Raw genomic sequence first — 23,958 nt, 5'->3', positions numbered from 1 at the left:
ACGCGCTTCCGCCTTCGTCGCGCCATCGTGCGCCCGGGTATGACGGGCGATGCTATCACGCGGCCTGTCGCCTCCCGCCGCACGCGGTGTGCGACGGACGACTGGCCAGGCGCTTCCCGACACTGACTGGTGACTCAGAAGAGGCTGAGCGGATCGACTTGGAGGCGGACCGGATCGGCAGCCCGGCGGGCGCTGCGTGCCCCGGCCGCGGTGTGCAGCGCCTCGGCCAGCGCGGCGGCCCGGGACCGGGGCACCCGGACCAGCATCCGTTCCCGGTCCTGATCGGCAGGGACCGGGCCGAGCACCTCCGCCCCGTCAGGCAGCCGGGCCTGAGCCAGCAGGTCGGCCACCGCGTCCGCGCCGCCGGTGACGCTGGCCATCTTCACCGCCGGGGGGAAACCCAACTCCCGGCGCTCGGCCAACTCCCGGGCGGCGAACCAGCCGGGGTCCCAGCGCAGCAACGCCTGCACCGGGGCGAGCGCGCCGTCGGCGACCACCACCACCTTCCCACCGGCCGGAGCGGGTCGGGCCAGGGCCGCGGCGGACAGCCACCGGCGCAGGGTCTCCTCGCCGGCCCGCAGATCGGCCCGGGTGAGCAGGGCCCAGGAGTCCAGCAGCAGGACCGCGCCGTACCCCCCCTCGGCCACCGGCTCGGCGCCGGGGGTGGCGACGACCAGTCCAGCGCCGGCCGGGACGTCGGTCAGCACCTCGTCGCGGCCCGAGGTGCGCACCGGCACCCCGGGAAAGGCCCGACCCAACTCCTCGGCGGTTCGCCGGGCACCGGTGACCGCCGCCCGAAGCCGCCGCCCACCGCACTGCGGGCAGGCGTACGCGGCAGCGACCCGGCCGCACCAACGGCAGGCCGGTGGGGCGTCGGCGGCGGGCAACGCCAGCGGGCCGGCGCAGTGCGGGCAGCGGGCCGGGGTCCGGCAGTCGGCGCAGGAGACCGACGGCAGGTAGCCCCGGCGGGGCACCTGGACCAGCACCGGCGCGTCGGCGCGCAGGGTGTCCCGGGCGGTGGTCCAGGCCAGGCTGGGCAGCCGGGCCGTCGCGGCCCCCGGGTCGCGGGCCAACTGCGGGTCGTCGCCGGTCGGGGCGATGGCCGGGGTACGCGCCCGCAGGGTCGCCCGGTCCGCGACCACCTCACGGGCCCAGCCGGTCTCCACCAGCAACTGCCCCTCGGCGGTCCGGGTCCAGCCGCCGACCAACGCGGCGGCCTCGCCGAGCCGGGCCCGGGTGAGCAGCACCTCCCGCGCGTGCGGGTAGGGCGCGCGCGGCTCGGCGTGCAGGTCGTCCCCGTCGTCCCAGATCGCCACCAGGCCGAGCCGCGCCACCGGGGCGAACATGGCGGCCCGGGTGCCGATCACCACCGGCACGTCGCCCCGCCGGACGGCCAGGAACGCCCGGTAGCGACGGGCCGGGCCGAGCGCCGCCGAGAGGGTCACGTGCTGTCCGGGGCCGAGCAACGCGGTCAACGCCGCGTCGAGCCGGTCGAGGTCCCGGGCGTCGGCCACCACCACCAGCGCGCCCCGCCCTCCGGCGAGGGTGGCGGCGACCGTGTCGGCGTAGCGGGCCGCCCAGTCCTCCCCGGCCAGCGCCGACCAGACGGCCCGGGGCGCCCGCCCGTCGGCGAGCGCCGTCAGGTATGCCGGGCCGGCCGGATAGTCCCGCCACCCGCGCGGGTCGGGCACGGTCCGACGCGGTGCCACCGCCGCTCCGCCGCCCGGACCGGTGCCAGCCTGCTCAATGCCGGCCGGACCGGTGCCAGCCGGCTCAATGCCGGCCGAATCGGTGCCAGCCGGCTCGGGGACGGTGCGGGGTTCCTTCTCGACCCGGGCGTGCCGGGGCGGGACGGCCAGCCGGAGCACGTCGGCGAGGTTGCCGGCGTAGCGGTCGGCGACCGCCCGGGCCAGCCCGGCCACCTCGGCGGCCAGCACCGGCTCCGGGGAGACCACCTTCTCCAGGTATGCCAACCTGCCGCCGTGCGCCGAGGCGTCGACACGTTCCAGCAGCCAACCGTCGACCAGTTGGCCGGCGAAACGGACCTTGACCCGGACCCCGGGCACCGCGACGTCGGCCAGACCTGCGGGGACCAGATAGTCGAAGGGACGGTCGAGGTGCGGCAACGGGACATCCACGCAAACCCGAGCGACCGGCGACCCGTCTGCGGGTCGCCGGTCGCTGGGCGTGGTGCCGGTCAGGCGCCCGCTACCGACTTCAGGTCGGCCGCCCGGTCGGTGCTCTCCCAGCTCAGCTCCGGCAACTCCCGGCCGAAGTGGCCGTAGGCCGCAGTCTGCTGGTAGATCGGGCGGAGCAGGTTGAGATCCCGGATGATGGCCGCCGGTCGCAGGTCGAAGACCTCACCGACCGCCTTCTCGATCGCGGCCACCGGCACCGTCTCGGTGCCGAAGGTCTCGATGAAGAGGCTGACCGGGTGGGCCTTGCCGATCGCGTACGCGACCTGCGCCTCGCAGCGCTCGGCCAGGCCGGCGGCGACCACGTTCTTGGCCACCCAGCGCATCGCGTACGCGGCGGAGCGGTCCACCTTGGACGGGTCCTTGCCGGAGAACGCGCCGCCACCGTGCCGGGAGTACCCGCCGTAGGTGTCGACGATGATCTTCCGACCGGTCAGCCCGGCGTCGCCCATCGGGCCACCGATCTCGAACCGGCCGGTCGGGTTGACCAGCAGCCGGTAGCCGTCGATGTCCAGGCCCAGGCTCTCCAGCTCCGGCGCGATGACGTGGTCGCGCACGTCCGGGGTGAGCAGCGAGTCCAGCGAGATGTCCGCGGCGTGCTGGCTGGACACCACGACGGTGTTCAGCCGGACCGGGCGCAGCCCCTCGTACTCGATGGTGACCTGCGTCTTGCCGTCCGGCCGCAGGTACGGGATGGTCCCGTCCTTGCGCACCGCGGACAGCCGCTGGGCCAGCCGGTGCGCGAGCGCGATCGGCAGCGGCATCAGCTCCGGCGTCTCGGAGCAGGCGAAGCCGAACATCATGCCCTGGTCGCCGGCGCCCTGCGCGTCCAGCGCGCTCTCCGACGCCCCGGTCCGCAGCTCGAAGGCGTTGTCGACACCCTGTGCGATGTCCGGCGACTGGGCGCCGATGGAGACACTGACGCCGCAGGACGCGCCGTCGAAGCCCTTCTTCGACGAGTCGTACCCGATGCCGAGGATCGTCTCGCGGACGATTGTCGGGATGTCGGCGTACGCCTTGGTGGTCACCTCACCGGCGACATGGACCTGACCGGTGGTGATCAGGGTCTCGACCGCCACCCGACTGTGCGGGTCCTGGGTGAGCAGGGCGTCGAGGATTCCGTCGCTGATCTGGTCGGCGATCTTGTCCGGGTGGCCTTCCGTGACCGATTCGGACGTGAAGAGGCGGCGTGTCACGGCACTCCTAAGCTCTTTAGATAATCGTTCCGCAGCAGTCTAGTCACCCTCGCGTACCGCTCACGACTGGGCGAGTCGGCATCCACTGTTCAGGACCGGGTCGCCCACCGGGCGAGCACGAGGTCCCAGACACGGTCGGCCAGGTCCTCCTTGTCCTGCTCGGGCAGGCGGTGCACGGCGCCGTCGGCGCCGATCACGGTGGCCGCGTTGGTCTCGGCCCCGAAGACCTTGTCGACGCCGACCTCGTTGACGACGACGAGGTCGGCCCGTTTCCGGGCGAGTTTGGCCCGGCCGTTGGCCTCGGCGTCGCCGGTCTCGGCGGCGAACACCACCAGCACCTGCTCCGGACGACGGCGGCGGCCCAACTCGGCGGCGATGTCCGGGTTGGTGACGAGGGCGATGGTCGGCGCGCTGCCGTCGTCCGGCTTCTTGATCTTGCCAGTCGCGTAGGTCGCCGGTCGGAAGTCCGCCGGTGCCGCCGCCATCACCACCGCGTCGGCACCGGCGGCGGCGGTCAGGGTCGCCGTGCGCAACTCCTCGGTGGTGCCCACCCGGACCAGGTCGACCCCGGCCGGGTCGGCCAACGACACGTTGGCGGCGATCAGGGTGACCCGGGCGCCCCGGGCGACGGCCGCGCGGGCGAACGCGTAACCCTGCTTGCCGGAGGAGCGGTTGCCGAGGAACCGGACCGGGTCGAGGGGTTCCCGGGTGCCGCCGGCGGTGACCACCAGGTGCCGGCCGGCCAGATCGGCGGGGGCGTCGACACCCCGGGCGAGGGCCCGGCGGGCGACCGCGAAGATCTCGGCCGGGTCGGGCAGCCGCCCCTTGCCGCTGTCGGCGCCGGTGAGCCGGCCCACAGCGGGCTCGATCACCCGGACGCCGCGGGCCCGCAGGGTGGCCACGTTAGCGACGGTGGCCGGGTGCTCCCACATCTCGGTGTGCATCGCCGGGGCGAGCACCACCGGGCAGCGGGCGGTGAGCAGGGTGTTGGTGAGCAGGTCGTCGGCGAGGCCGTGGGCGGCGCGGGCGAGCAGGTCCGCCGTGGCCGGCGCGACCACCACCAGGTCGGCCCGCTGGCCGAGCCGGACGTGCGGGACCTCGTGCACCTCGGACCAGACGTCGTCGGCGACCGGCTGGCCGGACAGCGCCGCCCAGGTCGGCGCCCCGACGAAGCGGAGCGCCGACGCGGTCGGCACGACCCGGACCCGGTGACCCGATTCGGTGAAGAGTCGCAGCAGCTCACACGCCTTGTAGGCGGCGATGCCGCCGCCGACTCCGAGCACGATCTCGGCGGACATCGGGGCTACGGGGGTTACGGCTGGTCGGTCGGCTCGGCGGTGAGCAGGCCCGCGTTGATCTCGCGCATGGCGATGGAGAGCGGCTTCTCCTGCGGGGTGGTCTCCACGAGCGGGCCGACGTACTCCAGCAGGCCCTCACCGAGCTGGCTGTAGTAGGCGTTGACCTGACGCGCACGCTTGGCAGCGAAGATCACCAGCGCGTACTTCGAGGTGGTCTTCTCGAGCAGCTCGTCGATCGGCGGGTTGGTGATGCCCTCGGGGTTGGCGATGGATCCCACGAAATACCTCTGCGTCTGAAAGGTGTCCGCGCGAGCGCAGCTGGTCGCTCGGGCCGCGCGGACGCGGCTGGGCGCTCGATCCCGGCTGGTCGCTCGAACAAGGCGGTCGCTCGAACAAGGCGGTCGCTCGAACAAGGCGGTCGCTCGAACACGGTCTGCGGTCGGACGGGAGCCAGATTAGGACGAACCGAGCAAGCCTACCAGCTCAGCGGCGGCGCGCTCGGTGCGGTCGTGGTGGACGGTGTGCGCGGCGAGGGCCGCCAGGGCCGGGTCCGCGCGGTGTCCGGGCGGGAGCAGCAGCACCAGCCGGGCCGATGGCACAGCCGCGGTCACGGCGAGCGCCCCGGGCGGGTCCAGCGGAAGCAGCACCGGCCGTCCCCGCCCCAGTCGGTCGATCAGCGGGGCACGCGGCGTGCCCCGGCGGTACGGCCCGGCCCGGGACCACTCCAGCAATCCGCCCGCGGCGATCATCCGATCGAACTCGGCCGGCTCCCGGAAGAGCCGGTCGACGCCGTCGGACTCGCCGGGGCGACGTGCCCGGGTGGTCACCGGAACCGGCACCCACACGGATGGAGAACGTGCCCGGACCGCCTCGACCACACCGCCCCGACCGGCACCCGAAGGTCCGGTCAGGACGGTGAGTCGTGCCGCCGGGCACGCCTCGTCATCCGTGCTCACCGCTTGTTTCTACCTGCTGCGGCGTTCAGTTGGCGGCGAACTCTCCAAGCAGCGCCTTACGCTGCTGCTCGCCCAGGCCACGCAGGCGGCGGCTGTCGGCGATCTTGAGCTTCTCCATGATCTGGGTGGCCCGGATCTTGCCGATACCCGGCATCGCCTGAAGCACGGCCGACACCTTGAGCTTGCCGACGACATCGTCGGACTCGGCTCGCGCAAGGACTGCGGCCAGGGTGGTCTTGCCCTGCTTGAGCTGCTCCTTCAGCTCAGCACGGGCCTTGCGGATCTCCGCGGCCTTTTCCAGCGCGGCAGCGCGCTGCTCGGGGGTCAGTGACGGGAGCGGCACCAGTTCTCCTCAGGTCCCTATCGCGACGGGCGGTACGCACCGCCGCTCTGTGAAACGTGGTGTCGCTGAAAACCAAAGGGGTCCGTGGTTCCCAGCGCGGGGAAAACTAGCGTTCGGCGGAGCTTTCGGCAACGTGGACGCGCGATGATCAACGTAAAGTGACCGAGCCGTCAGTCAGTGACGCGCAGCCAGAATGTGTCGGCAGTCGGCCACCGCACGGTCCGCGGCGGCCCGCAACGCGTCGGCGTCCGGGCCCGCGTTGAGCACCTCCCGGGAGTACGACGGCAGCACTGCGGACAGGCTCGAACCGAACACGGTCGGTAGGTCGGCAGCCGTCGCGCCCTGCGCGCCGAGGCCCGGAGCCAGCAGTGGACCGTTGACCCGGGACAGGTCGTGACCGGTGTCGCCGATGGTCGCGCCGACCACCAGACCGATGCTGCCGAGCGGCTCCGCACCCCTGTTGAGCTGGGAAATCTCATCGATAACAAGCTGCGCGACCGTCCGCCCACCGGAGGTGACGGCGCGCTGCACCTGCGCCCCCTCCGGGTTCGAGGTGAGCGCTAACACGAACACCCCACCGCCGTGCGCGGCGGCCGACTCGAACATCGGGGCCAGCGAACCTACTCCCAGGTAGGGGCTCGCGGTGACCGCGTCGACATACAGCGGGCTGGATGGATCAAGGTACGCGGAGGCGTACGCCGCGACGGTCGAACCGATGTCGCCGCGCTTGACGTCGAGCAGAACGAGCGAGCCAGCTTCGCGCAACTGTCGGATAGTTGACTCAAGAATCGCCACTCCGCGGCTCCCGAATCGCTCGAAGAAGGCCGACTGAGGCTTGATCACCGCAACCCGGTCACCAAGCGCTTCCGCGACGGTCCGGGCGAACCGCGCCAACCCGTCCACGTCGTCCGGCAGACCCCAGCGGGCCAACAGCCCGGGATGCGGGTCGATGCCCACGCAGAGCGGCCCACGCTCCGCCACCGCCCGGTGCAACCGGGTTCCGAAGGTCTCCATCGATGCTCCTCTCGTCTCCTACTGCGCGCCGGCAGCGGCGGTCGCCACCCCGGCCTCAGTCCTCCTGCGGCCCGGTCAGCCGGCCGCCACCGCGGCGGCGATCCCGGCGGCGATCCGGGCCACGTCGTCATCCCCGGTCAGGTACGGCGGCATGGTGTACACCAGATCGCGGAAGGGGCGCAGCCACACGCCCCGGGCCACCGCAGCGGCCGTCGCCGCCGCCACGTCCACCTCGTGGTCCAGCTGCACCACACCGATCGCGCCCAGCACCCGGACGTCCACCACCCCCGACGCCCCCCGCAGCGGCTCCAGGCCGGTCCGCAGCCCCGCACCCACCCGCGCCACCTCGGCGGCCCAGTCGCCGGCCCGCAACAGCCCCAGAGAGGCGTTGGCCACCGCACACGCCAACGGGTTGCCCATGAACGTCGGGCCGTGTGCCAGCACCCCGTCGGCGGAGATCCCCCGGGCCACCTCCGGGGTGCACAGCGCCGCCGCCAGGGTGAGGTAGCCACCGGTGAGCGCCTTGCCGACGCAGAGCACGTCCGGGGTCACCCCGGCGTACTCCGCGGCGAACATCCGCCCGGTCCGACCGAACCCGGTGGCGATCTCGTCGAAGATCAGCAGCACCCCGTGCGCCCGGGTCACCTCGCGCAGTACCCGCAGGTAACCCGGATGGTGGAAGCGCATCCCGCCGGCGCCCTGCACCACCGGCTCGACGATCACCGCGGCCAACTCGTCGGCGTGCCGGGCGACCGCGTCGGTGAGCGCCGTCACGTACGCCGGGTCGGGCGGGTCGGTGAAGCCGCCGGGCGGCACCGGGGCGAAGACCTGCCGGGGCAGCACGTCCCCCCAGAGGTGGTGCATCCCGCCCTCGGGATCGCAGACGCTCATCGGGTGGAAGGTGTCACCGTGGTAACCGCCCCGCCAGGTGGCCAGCCGACGGCGCTGCGGCCGGCCGACGGCCCGCTGGTACTGCAGGCACATCTTGATCGCCACCTCGACCGACACCGAGCCCGAGTCGGCCAGGAAGACGTGCGCCAACCCGTCCGGGGCCAACTCGACCAGGGTCTCGGCCAGCCGGACCGCCGGCTCGTGGGTGAGCCCGCCGAACATCACGTGACTCATCCGGCCGAGCTGGTCGGTGACCGCCGCGTCCAGCACCGGATGCCGGTAACCGTGGATCGCCGCCCACCAGGACGACATCCCGTCGACCAGTTCCCGGCCGTCGGCCAGGCGCAACCGGACACCCTGCGCGCTGTGCACCACGTACGGCGGGTGTGCCGGCGGCAGCGCCGCGTACGGATGCCAGACACGGGCCCGGTCGACGGCCAGGATCTCCTCGGGCGTCACGCGCGTTCCTCCGTACCCTCGTCGGCCGCCGCACCACCGGCGGCCGGCCCTGCTCTGCTGCCCTGACGGCGACAGCGGTCGGTCTGGACCGGCCGCACGGCGACCGCGACGGGGACAGCGGTGCCGTGGCCCGCTCCCATGGCGGCCAATGCGCTCCGGCCCGCCCGCACGGCTACCACTGCGCTCCGGCCCGCCCGTCCGGCGATCACGACGGCGAGGGCGGTGCGCCGATCCGCCTGCGCGGCGCCGGTGACGGTGAGGCGAGAGGAGGCGGTGCGCCGCGGCCGTGGGGAGGTGCGGCGGACCGGTCGCCCCGAGTCCGGTGCCCGCTGCCGAGCCGGTCGCCCTGGAGCAGGAACACGCTGCCGGCCCGGTCGCCCCGCTTCGGCAGCGACCGTCACCGGGGTGAGCCCGGAGCGGGCGCACCCGGCCGGGCCGGGGTGGGCGGACGCTGCCGCTGTGGCGGCGGCAGCGTCGGCGCGTACTGCTGCCATGGCCAGCCCGGAGCGGGCGCGCGCCGCCGCCGCGGTGACTCCGGCGGTGGCGCGCGCTGTGGCCACCCTTCCTCGTGCCCGAGCGCGAGCAGCGGCAGCGGGAGTCCTGGGGGCGGCCGGGGAGTGTCGTGTTCCCGGCCGCGCCACGGCGGGCACGACCGGGTCCGCCGGACGTGCCCGCCGGTTCACCGGCCGCTCACCGCCGGATCGCCGGCCGACACCCCGGCCCCGGTGGAGACGCGGGCGGCGGCCCGGACCAGGGCCGGGCCCCGGTAGATGAAGCCGGTGTAGAGCTGGACCAGGCTGGCTCCGGCGTCGAACATCCGGGCCGCGTCGTCCGGGTCGAGGATGCCGCCGACGCCGATCACCGGGAGCCGGCCGCCGGTCTCCCGGTGGACGAAGGCGACCATCTCCCGGGCCCGCCCGGTCAGCGGGCGACCGGACAGACCGCCCGCCTGCGCGCCACGTTCCCCGTCGGCGGACGCGAGGCCGTCGCGGGCCAGGGTGGTGTTGGTGGCGATCACCCCGGCCGCCCCACGGGCCAGGCAGACCTCCAACAGTTCGGCCACGGCCGGCTCGGTGAGGTCAGGGGCGATCTTCACCAGGACGGGCTTCTCCCCCACCAGGGCGGTCAGCAGGGCGTCCAGGTGCGCCTTGTCCTGCAACGACCGCAGCCCGGGGGTGTTCGGGGAGGAGACGTTGACCGCGAAGTAGTCACCGTGCCCACGCAACGCCTGGTACGAGGTGAGGTAGTCCTCGACCGCCTCGTCCAGCGGGGTCACCTTGGACTTGCCGAGCGAGATGCCCAGCGGCACCCCGAGCGGGCGGGGCAGGGCGGCCAGCCGGTCGGCGAGGGCCTGCGCACCGGCGTTGTTGAAGCCCATCCGGTTGATCACGGCCGCGCTGTCGGGCAGCCGGAACAGCCGGGGCCGTGGGTTGCCCGGCTGGGCGTGCGCGGTGACGGTGCCCACCTCGACGAAGCCGAACCCCAGCGCCGGCCAGGCCGGCAGGGCCACCCCGTTCTTGTCCATCCCCGCCGCCAGTCCCACCGGGTTGGGGAATTCCACCCCGAACACCGTCCGAGGTGCCCGGTGCAGATTGCGGGCCCGCAGCAACGCCAGCGCCGCCGGCCGCCGCGACACACTCGCCAACCGCCGCAGCGTCCACTCGTGCGCCGCCTCGGCGTCCCCACCCCCGATCCGGAACAGAACCTCCCGAACCCCCTTCTCGAACATCACCACGCCCCGACCTCCCGCTCGACACTCTCGTCGGTGATCAAGAGGTTTGCGTCACCCCACCCGCCGTCCGGTGACCGAAACCTCTTGATCACCGGACCGAGCGGGGGGCGGGGGGCGCGGGGGGCGCGCGGGGGGTGGGGGGTCATTGGGCGGCTCGGAGGGCGGCGTGGAGTTCCTGGAGGGGGCGCACGCGCATGTCGCCCCGGATGCGGGCCTCGATGCCCATGACCGCCGCCGCCGCGCCCGGCACGGTGGTGATGCAGGGGATGTCGGCCGTGACGGCGGCGCTACGGATCTCGTAACCGTCCGAGCGGGCGCTCGCGCCGGAGCCCTGCGGGGTGTTCACCACCAGTGCCACGTCACCGGCGAGGATCATCGAGACCGCGTCCGCGCCCTCGCCCGTCTGGTAGTGCTTACGGATCTGCTCGCAGGCGATGCCGTGCCGACGCAGCACCTCCGCGGTGCCGGTGGTGGCGACGATCTCGAAGCCCAGGTCGGCGAGCCGCTTGATCGGGAAGATCATGCCACGCTTGTCCCGGTTGGCCACCGAGACGAAGATCTTCCCGGCGGTCGGCAGCGAGCCGTACGCGGCGGACTGGCTCTTGGCGAAGGCGTGCCCGAAGCTGGTGTCGATGCCCATCACCTCGCCGGTGGACTTCATCTCCGGGCCGAGCAGCGAGTCGACCCCCTTGCCGGCCGGGGTGCGGAACCGCTTGAACGGCAGCACCGCCTCCTTGACCGCGATCGGGGCGTCGGGCGGCAGCACCCCGCCGTCGCCGGTCGCCGGGAGCAGCCCCTCGGCGCGCAGCTCGGCGATGGTCGCGCCGAGGGCGATCCGGGCCGCCGCCTTGGCCAGCGGCACGGCGGTGGCCTTCGAGACGAACGGCACGGTACGGGAGGCCCGCGGGTTCGCCTCCAGCACGTAGAGCATGTCGTCCTTGAGGGCGTACTGGACGTTGAGCAGGCCGCGCACCCCCACCCCCCGGGCGATCGCCTCGGTGTAGCGGCGCACCTCGGTCAGGTGCGACCCGGCCAGCGTGATCGGCGGCAGCGCGCACGAGGAGTCGCCGGAGTGGATGCCGGCCTCCTCGATGTGCTCCATCACGCCACCCAGATAGACCTCACCGTCGGCGTCGCAGAGCGCGTCCACGTCGATCTCGATGGCGTCGTCGAGGAACCGGTCGACCAGCACCGGGTGGTCCGGGGAGATCTCGGTGGCCCGCCCGATGTAGTCGCGCAGCGTGGCGTCGTCGTAGACGATCTCCATGCCCCGCCCACCGAGCACGTACGACGGCCGGACCAGCACCGGGTAGCCGATCTCGTCGGCGATCGCCTTCGCCTCGTCGTACGAGGTGGCCATGCCGTGTGCCGGGGCGCGCAGGCCGGCCCGGGCCAGCACCAGGCCGAACGCGCCGCGCTCCTCGGCCAGGTGGATCGACTCCGGGGAGGTGCCGACCACCGGCACCCCGGCGTCCTTGAGCCGCTGCGCCAGCCCCAGCGGGGTCTGCCCGCCCAGCTGCACGATCACCCCGACCACGCCGGGGCCGCCGGCCGCCTTCCCGGAGGAGTCCTCGGCGTGCCAGACCTCCAGCACGTCCTCGAAGGTCAGCGGCTCGAAGTAGAGCCGGTCCGCGGTGTCGTAGTCGGTGGAGACCGTCTCCGGGTTGCAGTTGACCATGACGGTCTCGTAGCCGACAGCACCCGACCCGGCCGCGTCCGTGGCGGCGGAACCCGCCGCGCCGAGCGGGGCGGCGCGCAGCGCCTGGACGGCGTGCACACAGGAGTAGTCGAACTCGATGCCCTGCCCGATCCGGTTCGGGCCGGAGCCCAGGATCAGCACCTTGGGCCGGTCCGACGGGGCGACCTCGGTCTCCTCGTCGTACGTCGAGTAGTGGTAAGGGGTGGTCGCCTCGAACTCGGCGGCGCAGGTGTCCACCGTCTTGTAGACCGGGCGTACGTCGAGCCGGTGCCGCAGGATGCGGACGCCGTCCTCGGCGGCCAGCTCCGGGCGGAGCGCGGCGAGCTGCCGGTCGGACAGCCCGGCCCGCTTGGCCCGGCGCAGCAGGTCGGCGTCGAGCACCGGGGCGGCCACGATCTCGGTCCGCAGCTCGACCAGGCTGGCGATCTGGTCCAGGAACCACGGGTCGATTCCGCCGGACGCCGCCGTGACCTCGGCGATCGACGCGCCCAGCCGCAGCGCCCGCTCGACGGTGTAGAGCCGGCCGTCGTGCGGCATCCCCAGCGCGGCGAGGGTGCTCTCCCGCGTCGCCCCCTCCGGGTCCGGGGTGGTCCAGAAACCCGACGACGTGGTTTCCATCGAGCGCATCGCCTTGTTGAGCGCCTCGGTGAAGTTGCGGCCGAGGCTCATCGCCTCACCGACCGACTTCATCGTGGTGGTCAACTCCGGGTCGGCGCCGGGGAACTTCTCGAACGCGAACCGCGGGATCTTGACCACCACGTAGTCCAGGGCCGGCTCGAACGCCGCCGGGGTCTTGCGGGTGATGTCGTTGGGAATCTCGTCGAGGGTGTAGCCGATGGCCAGCTTCGCGGCGATCTTGGCGATCGGGAAGCCGGTGGCCTTCGACGCCAGCGCCGACGAGCGGGACACCCGGGGGTTCATCTCGATCACCACGATCCGGCCGTCGGCCGGGTTGACCGCGAACTGGATGTTGCAGCCGCCGGTGTCCACCCCGACCTCGCGCAGCACCGCGATGCCCAGGTCGCGCAGGTTCTGGTACTCCCGGTCGGTGAGCGTCATCGCCGGGGCGACGGTGACGCTGTCGCCGGTGTGCACGCCCATCGGGTCGATGTTCTCGATCGAGCAGACCACCACCACGTTGTCGTGCCGGTCGCGCATCAGCTCCAGCTCGTACTCCTTCCAGCCGAGCACACTCTCCTCGATGAGCACCTCGTGCACCGGGCTGGCGGCCAGGCCCGAGCCGGCGATCCGGGTCAGGTCCTCGTCGGTGTGCGCCATGCCGGAACCCAGGCCGCCCATCGTGAACGACGGCCGGATCACCACCGGCAGGCCCAGCTCCGCGACGGTCTCGCGGACCTCGTCCATCGAGTGACAGACCCGGGACCGGGGCACCAGGCCGTCCGGATCGGCCAGCCCCAGCCGTACGCCGGCCTTGGCGACGATCTCCTTGAACAGCTGGCGGTCCTCACCCCGGTTGATCGCCTCGATGTTCGCGCCGATCAGCTCGACGCCGTACTTGTCGAGCACGCCCGCGGCGTGCAGGGCGACCGCGGTGTTCAGCGCGGTCTGCCCGCCCAGGGTGGCCAGCAGCGCGTCGGGGCGCTCCTTGGCGATGACCAGCTCGACGAACTCCGGGGTGATCGGCTCGACGTAGGTGGCGTCGGCGAACTCCGGGTCGGTCATGATGGTCGCCGGGTTGGAGTTGACCAGGCTGACCCGGATCCCCTCGCTGCGCAGCACCCGGCAGGCCTGGGTGCCGGAGTAGTCGAACTCGCAGGCCTGCCCGATCACGATCGGCCCGGAGCCGATCACCAGGATGTGCTTGAGATCGTCGCGCTTAGGCATTCGTGCGCCCCTCGCTGTGGTTCCGGCCCGCGCCGGGCTGCCCGTCGGGGCCACGGCCCTCGATCAGCTCGGCGAAGCGGTCGAAGAGGTAGTCGGCGTCGTGCGGGCCGGCTGCCGCCTCCGGGTGGTACTGGACGGTGAAGGCGGGCACGTCCACGGCCCGCAGCCCCTCGACGACGTTGTCGTTGAGGCAGACGTGCGACACCTGCACGCCACCGAACTCGGTCTCGATGACCTCGTCGGGAACGACCGGGCCGGCCGCCGTCCCGGGCTCGCGACCCGGCCAGGCCACCGCGAAGCCGTGGTTGTGGCTGGTCACCTCGACCTTGCCGGTGACCCGGTCGAGCACCGGCTGGTTGATGCCCCGGTGGCCGTAGCCCAGCTTGTAGGTGCCGAAGCCGAGCGCCCGGCCGAGGATCTGGCTGCCGAAGCAGATGCCGAACAGCGGAATCCGCCGGCTCAGCACCTCCCGGGCCAGCGTCACCGGCCCGTCGGCGGTGGCCGGGTCACCCGGGCCGGGCGAGAAGAAGACCGCGTCCGCGCCGGTGGCGAGCAGGTCGTCGATGGTGGAACCGGCGGGCAGCACGTGGGTGGTGACCCCCCGGGCGGCCAACCGCCGCGGCACGTTGCGCTTGATGCCCAGGTCCACCGCGGCGACGGTGTAGCGGTGCACGCCCTCCGCCTCGACCACGTACGGGGTGGCGGTGGTCACCTCGGCGGAGAGGTCCGCGCCGACCATCTGCGGGGACTGCCGGACCCGCTCCAGCAGGGCGCGCGGATCGTCCTCGACGCTGGAGATGCCGACCCGCATCGCGCCGCGTTCGCGCAGGTGCCGGGTGAGCGCCCGGGTGTCCACCCCGGCGATGCCGACGACGCCCTCGACGCCGAGCCGGTCCTCCAGGCCACCGGTGGACCGCCAGTTGGAGCCGATCCGGGCCGGGTCGCGGACCACGTACCCGGCGACCCAGATCCGGTCGGACTCGTCGTCCTCGCCGTTGACGCCGGTGTTGCCGATGTGCGGCGCGGTCTGCACCACCACCTGCCGGTGGTAGGACGGGTCGGTCAGGGTCTCCTGGTAGCCGGTCATCCCGGTGTTGAAGACCGCCTCGCCGAAGGTCTCCCCGACACTGCCGTACGCCTCACCGTGGAAGGTCCGCCCGTCCTCCAGGACCAGGATCGCCGATCTGCGCTTCGCCATCACACGTCACCTCCGATCCGGACTGCGGGACTCCGCTTCGCTGCGTTCCTCGCTCGAATCACGCGCCCTCCCCCGATCCGGACTGCGGGACTCCGCTTCGCTGCGTTCCTCGCTCGAATCACTTGACAGCCTTTCCGTCCAGGACCGTCGGCTCGCCGCGCAGGAAGGTCGCCACGATGCGACCCGGCAGCGTCATGCGGGCGTACGGGGTGTTGCGACTGCGGCTGGCCAGCTCCGTGGGCTCGATCACCCGACGGGCGGCCGGGTCGACCAGGGTCAGGTTGGCCGGTGCCCCGGGTGCCGGGTCGAGGCCGTGGCCGTCGAGTCCGGCGATCCGGGCCGGGGTCCGCGACATCCGGTCGGCGATCAGGTCCCACTGCGGGCCGAGCACGTCGAGGGCGATGGACAGCGCCGTCTCCAGACCGAGCATGCCCGGCCGGGCGTACGCCCACTCGCACTCCTTGTCCTCCACCGCGTGCGGGGCGTGGTCGGTGGCGACGATGTCGATGACGCCCTCGGCGAGCGCGGCGCGCAGCGCGGCGACGTCGGTGCCGGTCCGCAACGGCGGATTGACCTTGAAGACCGGGTCGTAGCTGGCCGTCGGGCTCCAGTCGGGCGAGAGCGCGGGGCTCGCCAGCTCACCCCGGCCGCCCACCACCTCGTCGGTGAGCAGCAGGTGGTGCGGGGTGACCTCGGCGGTGACCCGTACCCCCCGGGCCTTGGCCTGGCGCAGCACCTCGACGCTGCCGGCGGTGGAGACGTGGCAGACGTGCAGCCGGCTGCCGACGTGCTCGGCGAGCAGCACGTCGCGAGCGATGATCGCCTCCTCGGCGACCGCCGGCCAGCCGGTCAGCCCGAGCCGGGTGGAGACCTCGCCCTCGTGCATCTGCGCGCCCTCGGTGAGCCGGGGCTCCTCGGCGTGCTGGGCGATGATCCCGTCGAACGCCTTGACGTACTCCAGGGCCCGGCGCATCAGCTTGGGGTCGGCGACGCAGTGCCCGTCGTCGGAGAAGATCCGCACCCGGGCCGCCGAGTCGGCCATCGCGCCGAGTTCGGCGAGCCGCTCGCCGGCCAGCCCGACGGTGACCGCGCCGATCGGCTGCACGTCGACCAGCCCGGCCTGCCGGCCGAGCCGCCAGACCTGCTCGACCACGCCGGCGGTGTCGGCGACCGGCGAGGTGTTCGCCATCGCGCAGACCGCGGTGTAGCCGCCGAGCGCCGCCGCCCGGGAGCCGGACTCCACGGTCTCGGCGTCCTCCCGGCCGGGTTCGCGCAGGTGGGTGTGCAGGTCGACCAGGCCGGGCAGGGCGACCAGCCCGGTGCCGTCGATGACGGCGGCGTCCGGGGCGGTCAGCCCGGACCCGGTCGCGGCGACGACGCCGTCGCGGATCAGCAGGTCGGTCGGCGCACCGCCGACGACGCTCACGTTCTTGATCAGGTACGCGGTCACCGGTTGTTTCCTCCGAGCAGCAGGTAGAGCACGGCCATCCGCACGGAGACCCCGTTGGCGACCTGTTCGACGATGGTGGAGCGGGGTGAGTCGGCGACCTCGGGGGTGATCTCCATCCCCCGGTTCATCGGCCCGGGGTGCATGACGATCGCGTGTTCGGGCAGCCGGCGCATGCGTGGGCCGTCCAGCCCGTAGCGGCGGGCGTACTCACGGGCGGACGGGAAGTAGGAGTCGTTCATCCGCTCCCGCTGCACCCGCAGCATCATCACCACGTCCACCCCGGGCAGCACGGCGTCGAGGTCGTAGCAGACGTCGGTGCCGGGGTGGGACCCGGCGGCCGGGCCGGCGTCGGTGACCGCCGGCGCGGCACCCGCGCGGGCGGCCCAGTCGACCGGGATCAGCGTCGGCGGGCCGACCAGGGTGACCTTGGCGCCGAGGGTGCTCAGCAGCAGCACGTTGGAGCGGGCCACCCGGGAGTGCAGGACGTCCCCGACGATCGCCACGTGCAGGCCGGCGAGCCGTCCGAGCCGGGCCCGCATGGTGTACGCGTCGAGCAGCGCCTGGGTCGGGTGCTCGTGGGTGCCGTCGCCGGCGTTGACCACCGACCCGTCCACCCAGTTGGCCAGCCGGTGCGGGGCGCCGGAGGCGGGGTGCCGGACGACCACCGCGTCGGCCCCCATCGCCTGGAGGGTCAGCGCGGTGTCCTTCAGGCTCTCGCCCTTGGTGACGCTGGAACCCTTGGCGGAAAAGTTGATCACATCGGCGCTGAGTCGCTTGGCGGCGGCCTCGAACGAGATCCGGGTCCGGGTGGAGTCCTCGTAGAAGAGGTTCACCACGGTCCGGCCGCGCAGCGCCGGCAGCTTCTTGACCTCGCGGCCGGCGACGGTGGCCATCTCGGCGGCGGTGTCGAGGATCTGGGTGGCGGTGTCAGCGTCCAGGTCGGCCCCGGAGAGCAGGTGTCTGATCATGAGCGGGGCCGCCTCTCGTTCGCGCCTGCGGGATGCCGTCGTGTCGCGCTCACCGGGTACCCCCGCAGAGCCGGACCTCGTCGGCGCCGTCGGTCTCGACGAGGGTGACCTTGACGCTCTCGGCGAGCGCGGTCGGGATGTTCTTGCCGACGTAGTCGGCGCGGATCGGCAGTTCCCGGTGGCCCCGGTCGACCAGCACGGCGAGCTGCACCGAGGCGGGTCGGCCGACGTCGTTCAGGGCGTCGAGGGCGGCCCGGACGGTACGGCCGGAGAAGAGCACGTCGTCGACGAGGACGACCCGCTTGCCGTCGATGCCACCGGGGGGCAGTTGGGTCGGGCCGACCGCGCGGGTGGCGTGCCGACGCAGGTCGTCGCGGTAGAGGGTGATGTCGAGCACCCCGACCGGGACGTCGACGTCCTCGAAGGTGCTGATCCGGGCGGCGAGCCGCCGGGCGAGCGGGGCGCCCCGGGTGGGGATGCCCAGCAGGACGGTGTCGGCGGCGCCCTGGGTCTTCTCCAGGATCTGGTGGGCGATCCGGTCGACCACGCGCTGGACGTCGGCGCTGGCGAGGATCACCTTCACCGAGGGTTGTCGCTCGGGCGACGGGTGGGCAGCCGGTGGGCAGGCCACGGCGGACCTCCTTCCCCGCCTCACGGGACGGGTCGTTAAAGGATGTCGGGGGTGTCCGGTCAGGTCGCGGACGGCCCGACCGGGGCTGACGGCCACGTTACCAGCGGTCACCTGGCCGTTCGCCGCGACCCACTGATCCCCGGATCAGGACGGTGAAATGGGGACAACTCCCCCACTATCTCCGATGGGAATGTCACGAGCACTTGACCACGTGTCGCAATCCCCGTACCGTCACGCTCCGTAGCGATCGCTGGGAGAACCCCAAAGCACAGCACTGGGAGTGTCCGAATGCCCTCTGAATACGCCAAGTCGCTGGGCGCCCGCCTGCGCTCCATCCGCCAGCAGCAGGGCCTGTCCCTGCAGGGGGTGGAGGAGAAGTCAAACGGACGCTGGAAGGCGGTGGTGGTCGGCTCGTACGAGCGCGGCGACCGGGCCGTCACCGTGTCCCGGCTGGCGGAGCTGGCCGACTTCTACCGCGTTCCCGTCTCGGAGCTGCTGCCCGACGGCAGCGGTGTACGGCACGAGCCCACCAGCAAGATCGTCCTGGACCTGGAGCGGCTCTACGACGAGGCCTCCGAGGACCTCGCGTACGTCGCCCGCTACGCCCGGGCGATCCAGCAGCAACGTGGCGACTACAACGGCCGGGTGCTCTCCATCCGCGCCGACGACCTGCGCGCCCTGGCGATCGTCTACGACGCCTCGCCGTCCGGGCTGATCGAGCGGCTCACCGAGCACGGTGTGCTGGTCGCCGACCCGCGGGCGTTCTTCGCCTCCTGATCCGCGGTCGTTGACAACGAGAAGGGCCCGTGCCGTCCGGCACGGGCCCTTCTGTCACACCGTCTCCCGCCCCTGGCGCCCCGAACGACCGGCCCTGGTGGGGCGGCACGCGCGCGACCCGGTCAGCGGGTGGCGTACTCGGCGATCCGGCCGAGGATGCCGTTGAGGAAGCGCGGCGAATCGTCGGTCGACATCTGCCGGGCCAGCTCCACCGCCTCGCTGATCGCCACCGCGTCGTCGATCTCGTCGACGTAGAGCAGCTCGTAGACGGCGATCCGGGCCAGGTTGCGGTCGACCGCCGGCATCCGGTCCAGGGTCCAGCCCTCGGCGTAGCTGGCGATCACCTCGTCGATCCGGTCGAGGTGCGCGGCGACCCCCTCGACCAGGCCGACCGCGTAGTCCAGGTGCTCGGGACGCGGCTTCTCGATCCGCTCGACGTAGCCGGCGAGCACCTCGACCGGGGGCCGGTCCCGCAGGTCCGCCTCGAAGAGCACGTCCAGCGCCCGCTTACGCGCCTTGCGGCGCGACGGCATCTGCTGCTTGGGGCCCTCGGCCATCAGGCTCGGCCGAGGTAACGGCCGTCGCGGGTGTCGACCTTGATCTTCTCGTCGGTGGTGATGAAGAGCGGCACCTGCACGGTCGCGCCGGTCTCGACGGTGGCCGGCTTGTTGCCGCCGGTCGACCGGTCGCCCTGCAGACCCGGCTCGGTGTAGGTGACCTGGAGCACCACGCTGGTCGGCAGCTCGATGTAGAGCGGCACGCCCTCATGGGTGGCGACGGTCGCCTCGGCCTCGGGGAGGAGGTAGTTGGCGGCCTCGCCGACGGTGCCACCGGGGACGGTGATCTGGTCGAACGTCTCCAGATCCATGAAGACGTAGTCCTCGCCGTCGGCGTAGAGGTATTGCATGGTGCGCTTGTCGACGGTGGCGGTCTCGACCTTGGTGCCCGCGTTGAAGGTCTTGTCGACGACCTTGCCGGACAGCACGTTCTTCAGCGTGGTGCGGACGAACGCCCCACCCTTACCAGGCTTGACGTGCTGGAACTCGACGACGGCCCAGAGCTCCCCGTCGAGGTTGAGTACCAGGCCGTTCTTGAGGTCGTTGGTGGATGCCATTTCCTGCCTTGATCATCAATTGGCGGACAGACCAGGCAAGTCTACTAGCTGCGTCTAATCGGCGGCGGTTCCGGCGGCCGGGGTACCGGCCCGACCGACCGTACCGCCCCGATTGTCACTCAGAGCGACGATGAAGGTCGGCCGCCAGCCGGGTGGCGAGGTGCCGCAGGGCCAGCAGGTAGCCGTCCACGCCGAGCCCGCAGATGACGCCGGTGGCCACCGCCGAGACCACCGAGTGGTGCCGGAACTCCTCCCGGGCATGGATGTTGGAGATGTGCACCTCGACCAGGGGCCCGCGCAGCAACGCACAGGCGTCCCGCACGGCGATCGAGTAGTGCGACCAGGCCGCCGGGTTGAGCACCACCGCCGCGCCCTCGTCCGCCGCGCCGTGCAGCCAGCCCAACATCTCGTGCTCGGCGTCGGTCTGCCGGACCACCACGTCCAGCCCCAGTTCGCGGCCCGTCTCGACGCAGAGCGTCACCAGATCCGCATAGCTGGTCAGGCCGTACACGTCGACCTGGCGGGTGCCCAACCGGCCCAGGTTCGGCCCGTTGAGCACGTACACCCGGGGGGTGGCGGGCCCGGTCACCGGCTGACCTCCCGGAAGGCGGCGTGCAGCAGCGCGTCGTCCGGACCCTCCAGGATCGCCGGCCGGGCCAGGCCGTCCAGCACCACGAACCGCAGTCGGCTGCCCCGGGTCTTCTTGTCCACCCGCATCGCCGCCAGCAGGTCGGGCCAGGCATCCGCCGGGTAGCTGGTCGGCAGGTCCAGCGCGGACAGCACGCTGCGGTGCCGCTCGGCGGTCGCCGCGTCGAGCCGCCCGGCCAACCGGGCCAGGGTGCCGGCATAGACGGTGCCGACCGAGACCGCGTGCCCGTGCCGCCAGCGGTACCGCTCGACCTTCTCGATCGCGTGCGCCAGCGTGTGCCCGTAGTTGAGCACCTCCCGGACGCCCGACTCCCGCAGGTCACCGGAGACCACGTCGGCCTTGACCCGGATCGCCCGCTCGATCAGCTCCCGGGCCACCGGGCCGGTCGGATCGGTGGCGGCGGCCGGGTCCGCCTCGACCAGGTCCAGGATCGCCGGGTCGGCGATGAAGCCGCACTTGACCACCTCGGCCAGCCCGGCGGCCAGGTCGGCCGGCGGGAGGCTGTCCAGGGTGCCCAGGTCGGCCAGCACCCCGACCGGCGGGTGGAAGGCGCCCACCAGGTTCTTGCCGGCCCCGGTGTTGACGCCGGTCTTGCCGCCGACGGCGGCGTCGACCATGCCGAGCAGCGACGTCGCCACCGGCACCCAGCGCACCCCGCGCAACCAGCAGGCCGCGACGAAGCCGGCCAGATCGGTCACCGCACCGCCGCCCACCCCGACCACCGCGTCGGTACGGGTGAAGCCGGCCGCACCGAGCTGCTCCCAGCAGTCGGCGGCCACCTCGACCCGCTTGCCCGCCTCGGCGTCGGGCACCTCGATCGCCAGTGGCGTCACCCCGGCGGCGGCCAGCCGCTCGCCGAGCGCCTCGGCCAACTCCCTGAGCGGTGGCGCGTGCAGCACCGCCACCCGGGTCGCCTCGGGCAGCAACGCGGGCAGTTCGGCCAGCAGGCCCCGCCCGACCAGTACGTCGTACGGCCGCTCGCCGCCGACCGGAATCCGGGTCACCTCGTCCATCGCCGGGAGCCTAGTCGAGCGTCGACCCCGACACGGCGACTGTCCACCTGATGGCGGCACCGGGACGGGGTGGCCGACCGGGCCGTCAGCCGGGTGACCGGACCCCGACCGGACGCCGGACCTCCGCCGGGTGCCGGACCCCGGCCGGGTGCCGGACCCCCGCCGCGTGACCGGGACGGCGGGGTCGGCGTTTAGCCGGACGGGACCCGGGCACCGGGGACGGGATCGACCCGAACGCGGAGGAACCCATGGCCAGCACCACCATCGACGGCGCGGACATCCGGCTACCGGCCGTCATCCTCGGCGTCGGCCTCGGCGGGTTCGTCGACGGCATCGTCCTGCACCAGGTGCTCCAGTGGCACCACATGCTCAGCAGCACCGGCAGCGACAACGTCGGGATCAGGGCGTACCCGGTGGACACCGTGTCCGGGTTGCAGATGAACACCCTGTGGGACGGACTGTTCCACGTGGTGACCTGGGTGGCGGTGCTCACCGGGTTGGCCCTGCTCTACTCCCGGGTCACCCGGTCCCGGGGCCGGCTGTGGCGCTCCGGGATGCTCTGGGGCTGGGCGCTGGTCGGGTGGGGGCTGTTCAACCTGGTCGAGGGGGTGATCGACCACCACCTGCTCGGCATCCACCACGTCCACGGTGGCCCGCACCAGACCGCCTGGGACATCGGCTTCCTGCTGCTCGGGGCGGCGCTGGTGGCCCTCGGCTGGGCGATCCAGCGTCGTGCCGCCGCCGTGGACACCTGCGCCGAGCGGCGATGACCGGGGCGCACGGCGGCGGGGTCGGGCCGCTGCTGCTCGTACCGGCGGTGGTGTTCTGGGGTTATCTGGCCGCCGCCCTGCGCCAGCGCGACCCGGGCCGGGCCGGCTGGAGCCACTGGCGGACGGCCAGCTTCGGCGCGGGCACGGCGCTGCTGGCGGTGGCCCTGCTGCTGCCCGCCCACGACCTGGTCGGGCACGTGTGGCAGCACCTGCTGGTCGGCATGCTGACGCCGCTCGGGCTGGTGCTCGGCGCACCCGGCACGCTGGCCCTGCGGACGGTACGGCCCCGGACCGGCCGGGCTGCGCTGCGGCTGCTGCGGCGGCCCGCCCTGACGGTGGCCACCCACCCGGTCACCGGCCTGCTGCTCGCCACCGGGGGTCTCTACCTGCTGCACCTGACGCCGCTGTACCGGGCCACCCTGACCCACCCCGGCCTGCACCCGCTGCTCCTGCTGCACTTCCTGGTCAGCGGGTACGTCTTCACCTGGGCGATCGCCGGCCCCGACCCGGGACCGCACCGCCCCGGCGTGCCGGTGCGCCTGGTGGTGCTGGGCCTGTCCGTCGCCGCCCACGCCACCCTGGCCCAGCTGATGTACGCCGGCCTGGTCGACGCCGCCGTCCCCGCCGATCAGCTACGGACGGCGGCGACCCTGATGTACTACGTCGGCGACCTGGCCGAGATCCTGCTCGCCCTGGCCCTGCTGGTGACCTGGCGGCCCGCACCCCGCCGGGACCGGTCGGCGTCGGCCGGCCCGGACCGCCACCGGATGGACGTGGTCAGGGCTTGAGCAGGGCGACGATCTCGGCGGCGAGTTCCTCCGGCGCCCGGCCGTCGGTGACCACCGTCGCCGTCGCGACCTCCGTGTAGAGCGGTCGACGCTGATCCATCAGGTACTTGAGGGTGGCGCGCGGATTGACCGACAGCAGCGGCCGGCCGGCACCGAGCCCGACCCGTTTCACCGCGTCGGGAAGCTCCACGGACAGGTGGACCACGGTGTGCCCGACCAGGGCGGCCCGGTTCTCCTCGGCGAGGATCGCCCCACCGCCGAGGGCGAGCACCCCGGCGTGCGACGTCAGCGCCGCCAGCACCGCCGCCCGTTCCAGGGCCCGGAAGTGCGCTTCACCCTCGTCGATGAAGATCTCCGGGATCGGCTTGCCGGCCATCTCCTCGATGTCGGTGTCGGTGTCCCGGAACGTCACCCCGAGCAGGGTGGCCAACTCCGCGCCGACGGTGCTCTTGCCGGAACCGGGCGCACCGACCAGCACGCAGACAGGCTTCGTCACTGGGCCAGCCTTTCGTTCGCGACTGCGGGGCTCCGCTGCGCTGCACTCCTCGCCCTCACCGGAGCCAGCCTTTCGTTCGCGACTGCGGGGCTCCGCTGCGCTGCACTCCTCGCCCTCACCGGAGCCAGCCTTTCTTGGCTGCCGGCGCTCACCGGATGATCAGCGCGTCGAGGTAGCCGGCGAGGTTGCGGCGGATCTCGGCCACCGAGTCACCACCGAACTTCTCCACCGCGGCCTCGGCGAGGACCAACGCCACCATCGCCTCCGCGACCACCGCCGCAGCAGGAACCGCACACACATCCGACCGCTGGTTGATCGCGGTCGCCGGCTCCCCCGTGGTCACATCCACCGTGGCCAGGGCCCGGTTCAGCGACGAGATCGGCTTCATCGCCGCCCGCACCCGCACCGGCTCACCCGTCGTGATCCCACCCTCCAGACCACCCGCCCGATCCGTCACCCGACGCACCCCGGCCGCC

Annotated in this window: 23 protein-coding genes; 3 read left to right on the top strand and 20 right to left on the bottom strand. The window is 72.9% G+C overall.

What is annotated here, in order from left to right; all coding sequences use genetic code 11:
* Window positions 1-134: 134 nt before the first annotated feature.
* From GA0070216_RS30125 to pyrR, 14 genes are all read right to left on the bottom strand, one after another.
* Complete coding sequence (locus tag GA0070216_RS30125; RefSeq protein ID WP_245722833.1) at window positions 135-2,138, bottom strand: primosomal protein N'; 2,004 nt, start codon at window positions 2,136-2,138, stop codon at window positions 135-137.
* Between the two features lie 59 nt (window positions 2,139-2,197).
* The gene (metK, locus tag GA0070216_RS30120; protein ID WP_091253183.1) at window positions 2,198-3,391 is read right to left on the bottom strand and encodes a methionine adenosyltransferase; all 1,194 of its coding nucleotides are present in this window, start codon (window positions 3,389-3,391) and stop codon (window positions 2,198-2,200) included.
* Window positions 3,392-3,480: 89 nt separating this feature from the next.
* The gene (gene coaBC / locus GA0070216_RS30115; protein WP_091253180.1) at window positions 3,481-4,689 is read right to left on the bottom strand and encodes a bifunctional phosphopantothenoylcysteine decarboxylase/phosphopantothenate--cysteine ligase CoaBC; all 1,209 of its coding nucleotides are present in this window, start codon (window positions 4,687-4,689) and stop codon (window positions 3,481-3,483) included.
* 14 nt (window positions 4,690-4,703) lie between these two features.
* Window positions 4,704-4,967 carry a DNA-directed RNA polymerase subunit omega gene (gene rpoZ, locus GA0070216_RS30110; protein ID WP_007075826.1) on the bottom strand — a complete coding sequence of 88 codons (264 nt, stop codon included), beginning with the start codon at window positions 4,965-4,967 and terminating at the stop codon, window positions 4,704-4,706.
* 177 nt (window positions 4,968-5,144) lie between these two features.
* Window positions 5,145-5,645: a guanylate kinase gene (locus GA0070216_RS30105; RefSeq protein WP_091253179.1), complete on the bottom strand. Its 501-nt coding sequence runs from the start codon at window positions 5,643-5,645 to the stop codon at window positions 5,145-5,147.
* Between the two features lie 25 nt (window positions 5,646-5,670).
* Window positions 5,671-5,988, bottom strand: a complete 318-nt coding sequence (mihF, locus tag GA0070216_RS30100; RefSeq protein ID WP_067309448.1) for an integration host factor, actinobacterial type — start codon at window positions 5,986-5,988, stop codon at window positions 5,671-5,673.
* Between the two features lie 174 nt (window positions 5,989-6,162).
* On the bottom strand, window positions 6,163-7,002 hold the full coding sequence (gene pyrF, locus GA0070216_RS30095) for an orotidine-5'-phosphate decarboxylase (protein WP_091253177.1): 840 nt from the start codon (window positions 7,000-7,002) through the stop codon (window positions 6,163-6,165).
* Window positions 7,003-7,077: 75 nt separating this feature from the next.
* On the bottom strand, window positions 7,078-8,352 hold the full coding sequence (locus GA0070216_RS30090) for an adenosylmethionine--8-amino-7-oxononanoate transaminase (protein WP_091253174.1): 1,275 nt from the start codon (window positions 8,350-8,352) through the stop codon (window positions 7,078-7,080).
* Window positions 8,353-9,031: 679 nt separating this feature from the next.
* Window positions 9,032-10,084 (bottom strand): quinone-dependent dihydroorotate dehydrogenase, encoded by a 1,053-nt coding sequence (locus tag GA0070216_RS30085; protein WP_091253282.1) that lies wholly within the window; start codon window positions 10,082-10,084, stop codon window positions 9,032-9,034.
* Window positions 10,085-10,226: 142 nt separating this feature from the next.
* Window positions 10,227-13,628: a carbamoyl-phosphate synthase large subunit gene (gene carB / locus GA0070216_RS30080; RefSeq protein WP_091253172.1), complete on the bottom strand. Its 3,402-nt coding sequence runs from the start codon at window positions 13,626-13,628 to the stop codon at window positions 10,227-10,229.
* On the bottom strand, window positions 13,621-14,826 hold the full coding sequence (gene carA, locus GA0070216_RS30075) for a glutamine-hydrolyzing carbamoyl-phosphate synthase small subunit (RefSeq protein WP_091253170.1): 1,206 nt from the start codon (window positions 14,824-14,826) through the stop codon (window positions 13,621-13,623). The genes carB and carA overlap by 8 nt, the downstream gene beginning before the upstream one ends.
* Window positions 14,827-14,944: 118 nt before the next feature.
* Complete coding sequence (locus tag GA0070216_RS30070) at window positions 14,945-16,276, bottom strand: dihydroorotase (protein ID WP_091253167.1); 1,332 nt, start codon at window positions 16,274-16,276, stop codon at window positions 14,945-14,947.
* The gene (locus GA0070216_RS30065; protein ID WP_091253165.1) at window positions 16,273-17,244 is read right to left on the bottom strand and encodes an aspartate carbamoyltransferase catalytic subunit; all 972 of its coding nucleotides are present in this window, start codon (window positions 17,242-17,244) and stop codon (window positions 16,273-16,275) included. Before GA0070216_RS30065 ends, GA0070216_RS30070 begins: the two co-directional genes overlap by 4 nt.
* Window positions 17,245-17,293: 49 nt before the next feature.
* On the bottom strand, window positions 17,294-17,875 hold the full coding sequence (gene pyrR, locus GA0070216_RS30060; protein WP_088645219.1) for a bifunctional pyr operon transcriptional regulator/uracil phosphoribosyltransferase PyrR: 582 nt from the start codon (window positions 17,873-17,875) through the stop codon (window positions 17,294-17,296).
* 288 nt (window positions 17,876-18,163) lie between these two features.
* Here pyrR and bldD point away from each other — a divergent pair, with 288 nt between their 5' ends.
* Window positions 18,164-18,652, top strand: coding sequence for a transcriptional regulator BldD (bldD, locus tag GA0070216_RS30055; RefSeq protein WP_013285505.1), 489 nt, complete (start codon window positions 18,164-18,166; stop codon window positions 18,650-18,652).
* A gap of 122 nt (window positions 18,653-18,774) precedes the next feature.
* On the opposite strand, the gene nusB is transcribed toward bldD, so the two are convergent.
* From nusB to aroB, 4 genes are all read right to left on the bottom strand, one after another.
* Window positions 18,775-19,185 carry a transcription antitermination factor NusB gene (gene nusB, locus GA0070216_RS30050; protein ID WP_176739216.1) on the bottom strand — a complete coding sequence of 137 codons (411 nt, stop codon included), beginning with the start codon at window positions 19,183-19,185 and terminating at the stop codon, window positions 18,775-18,777.
* 23 nt (window positions 19,186-19,208) lie between these two features.
* Window positions 19,209-19,766: an elongation factor P gene (efp, locus tag GA0070216_RS30045; RefSeq protein ID WP_091253160.1), complete on the bottom strand. Its 558-nt coding sequence runs from the start codon at window positions 19,764-19,766 to the stop codon at window positions 19,209-19,211.
* A 115-nt stretch (window positions 19,767-19,881) separates the two neighbouring features.
* Window positions 19,882-20,355 carry a type II 3-dehydroquinate dehydratase gene (aroQ, locus tag GA0070216_RS30040; RefSeq protein WP_091253158.1) on the bottom strand — a complete coding sequence of 158 codons (474 nt, stop codon included), beginning with the start codon at window positions 20,353-20,355 and terminating at the stop codon, window positions 19,882-19,884.
* The gene (aroB, locus tag GA0070216_RS30035; RefSeq protein ID WP_091253155.1) at window positions 20,352-21,428 is read right to left on the bottom strand and encodes a 3-dehydroquinate synthase; all 1,077 of its coding nucleotides are present in this window, start codon (window positions 21,426-21,428) and stop codon (window positions 20,352-20,354) included. The genes aroQ and aroB overlap by 4 nt, the downstream gene beginning before the upstream one ends.
* 248 nt (window positions 21,429-21,676) lie before the next feature.
* Between aroB and GA0070216_RS30025 the strand changes: the two genes are divergently transcribed.
* Both GA0070216_RS30025 and GA0070216_RS30020 read left to right on the top strand, forming a co-directional pair.
* Window positions 21,677-22,198, top strand: coding sequence for a DUF2243 domain-containing protein (locus GA0070216_RS30025; protein WP_091253151.1), 522 nt, complete (start codon window positions 21,677-21,679; stop codon window positions 22,196-22,198).
* Window positions 22,195-22,986, top strand: a complete 792-nt coding sequence (locus GA0070216_RS30020; RefSeq protein ID WP_091253148.1) for a cytochrome c oxidase assembly protein — start codon at window positions 22,195-22,197, stop codon at window positions 22,984-22,986. The genes GA0070216_RS30025 and GA0070216_RS30020 overlap by 4 nt, the downstream gene beginning before the upstream one ends.
* Here GA0070216_RS30020 and GA0070216_RS30015 read toward each other — a convergent pair.
* Together GA0070216_RS30015 and GA0070216_RS30010 are read right to left on the bottom strand one after the other, a co-directional pair.
* Window positions 22,976-23,482 carry a shikimate kinase gene (locus tag GA0070216_RS30015; protein ID WP_091253146.1) on the bottom strand — a complete coding sequence of 169 codons (507 nt, stop codon included), beginning with the start codon at window positions 23,480-23,482 and terminating at the stop codon, window positions 22,976-22,978. The two genes, GA0070216_RS30020 and GA0070216_RS30015, sit on opposite strands and share 11 nt — an antisense overlap.
* Window positions 23,483-23,630: 148 nt before the next feature.
* Window positions 23,631-23,958: chorismate synthase (locus tag GA0070216_RS30010; RefSeq protein ID WP_141723243.1), on the bottom strand; the 328-nt coding region annotated here is incomplete at its 5' end.

Origin of the sequence: Micromonospora matsumotoense (assembly GCF_900091525.1) — a bacterium.
GTDB lineage: Bacteria > Actinomycetota > Actinomycetes > Mycobacteriales > Micromonosporaceae > Micromonospora > Micromonospora matsumotoensis.
This window is presented reverse-complemented; position numbering and strand designations above follow the sequence as displayed.

Bases quoted from the DNA above. Each gene is read 5' to 3' on its own strand.
- carB (WP_091253172.1), bottom strand. From the start codon at position 13,628: ATGCCTAAGCGCGACGATCTCAAGCACATCCTGGTGATCGGCTCCGGG.
- GA0070216_RS30065 (WP_091253165.1), bottom strand. From the start codon at position 17,244: ATGATCAGACACCTGCTCTCCGGGGCCGACCTGGACGCTGACACCGCC.
- coaBC (WP_091253180.1), bottom strand. From the start codon at position 4,689: ATGTCCGCCGAGATCGTGCTCGGAGTCGGCGGCGGCATCGCCGCCTAC.
- nusB (WP_176739216.1), bottom strand. From the start codon at position 19,185: ATGCCGTCGCGCCGCAAGGCGCGTAAGCGGGCGCTGGACGTGCTCTTC.
- efp (WP_091253160.1), bottom strand. From the start codon at position 19,766: ATGGCATCCACCAACGACCTCAAGAACGGCCTGGTACTCAACCTCGAC.
- GA0070216_RS30025 (WP_091253151.1), top strand. From the start codon at position 21,677: ATGGCCAGCACCACCATCGACGGCGCGGACATCCGGCTACCGGCCGTC.
- GA0070216_RS30020 (WP_091253148.1), top strand. From the start codon at position 22,195: ATGACCGGGGCGCACGGCGGCGGGGTCGGGCCGCTGCTGCTCGTACCG.
- bldD (WP_013285505.1), top strand. From the start codon at position 18,164: ATGCCCTCTGAATACGCCAAGTCGCTGGGCGCCCGCCTGCGCTCCATC.
- carA (WP_091253170.1), bottom strand. From the start codon at position 14,826: ATGGCGAAGCGCAGATCGGCGATCCTGGTCCTGGAGGACGGGCGGACC.
- aroB (WP_091253155.1), bottom strand. From the start codon at position 21,428: ATGGACGAGGTGACCCGGATTCCGGTCGGCGGCGAGCGGCCGTACGAC.
- pyrF (WP_091253177.1), bottom strand. From the start codon at position 7,002: ATGGAGACCTTCGGAACCCGGTTGCACCGGGCGGTGGCGGAGCGTGGG.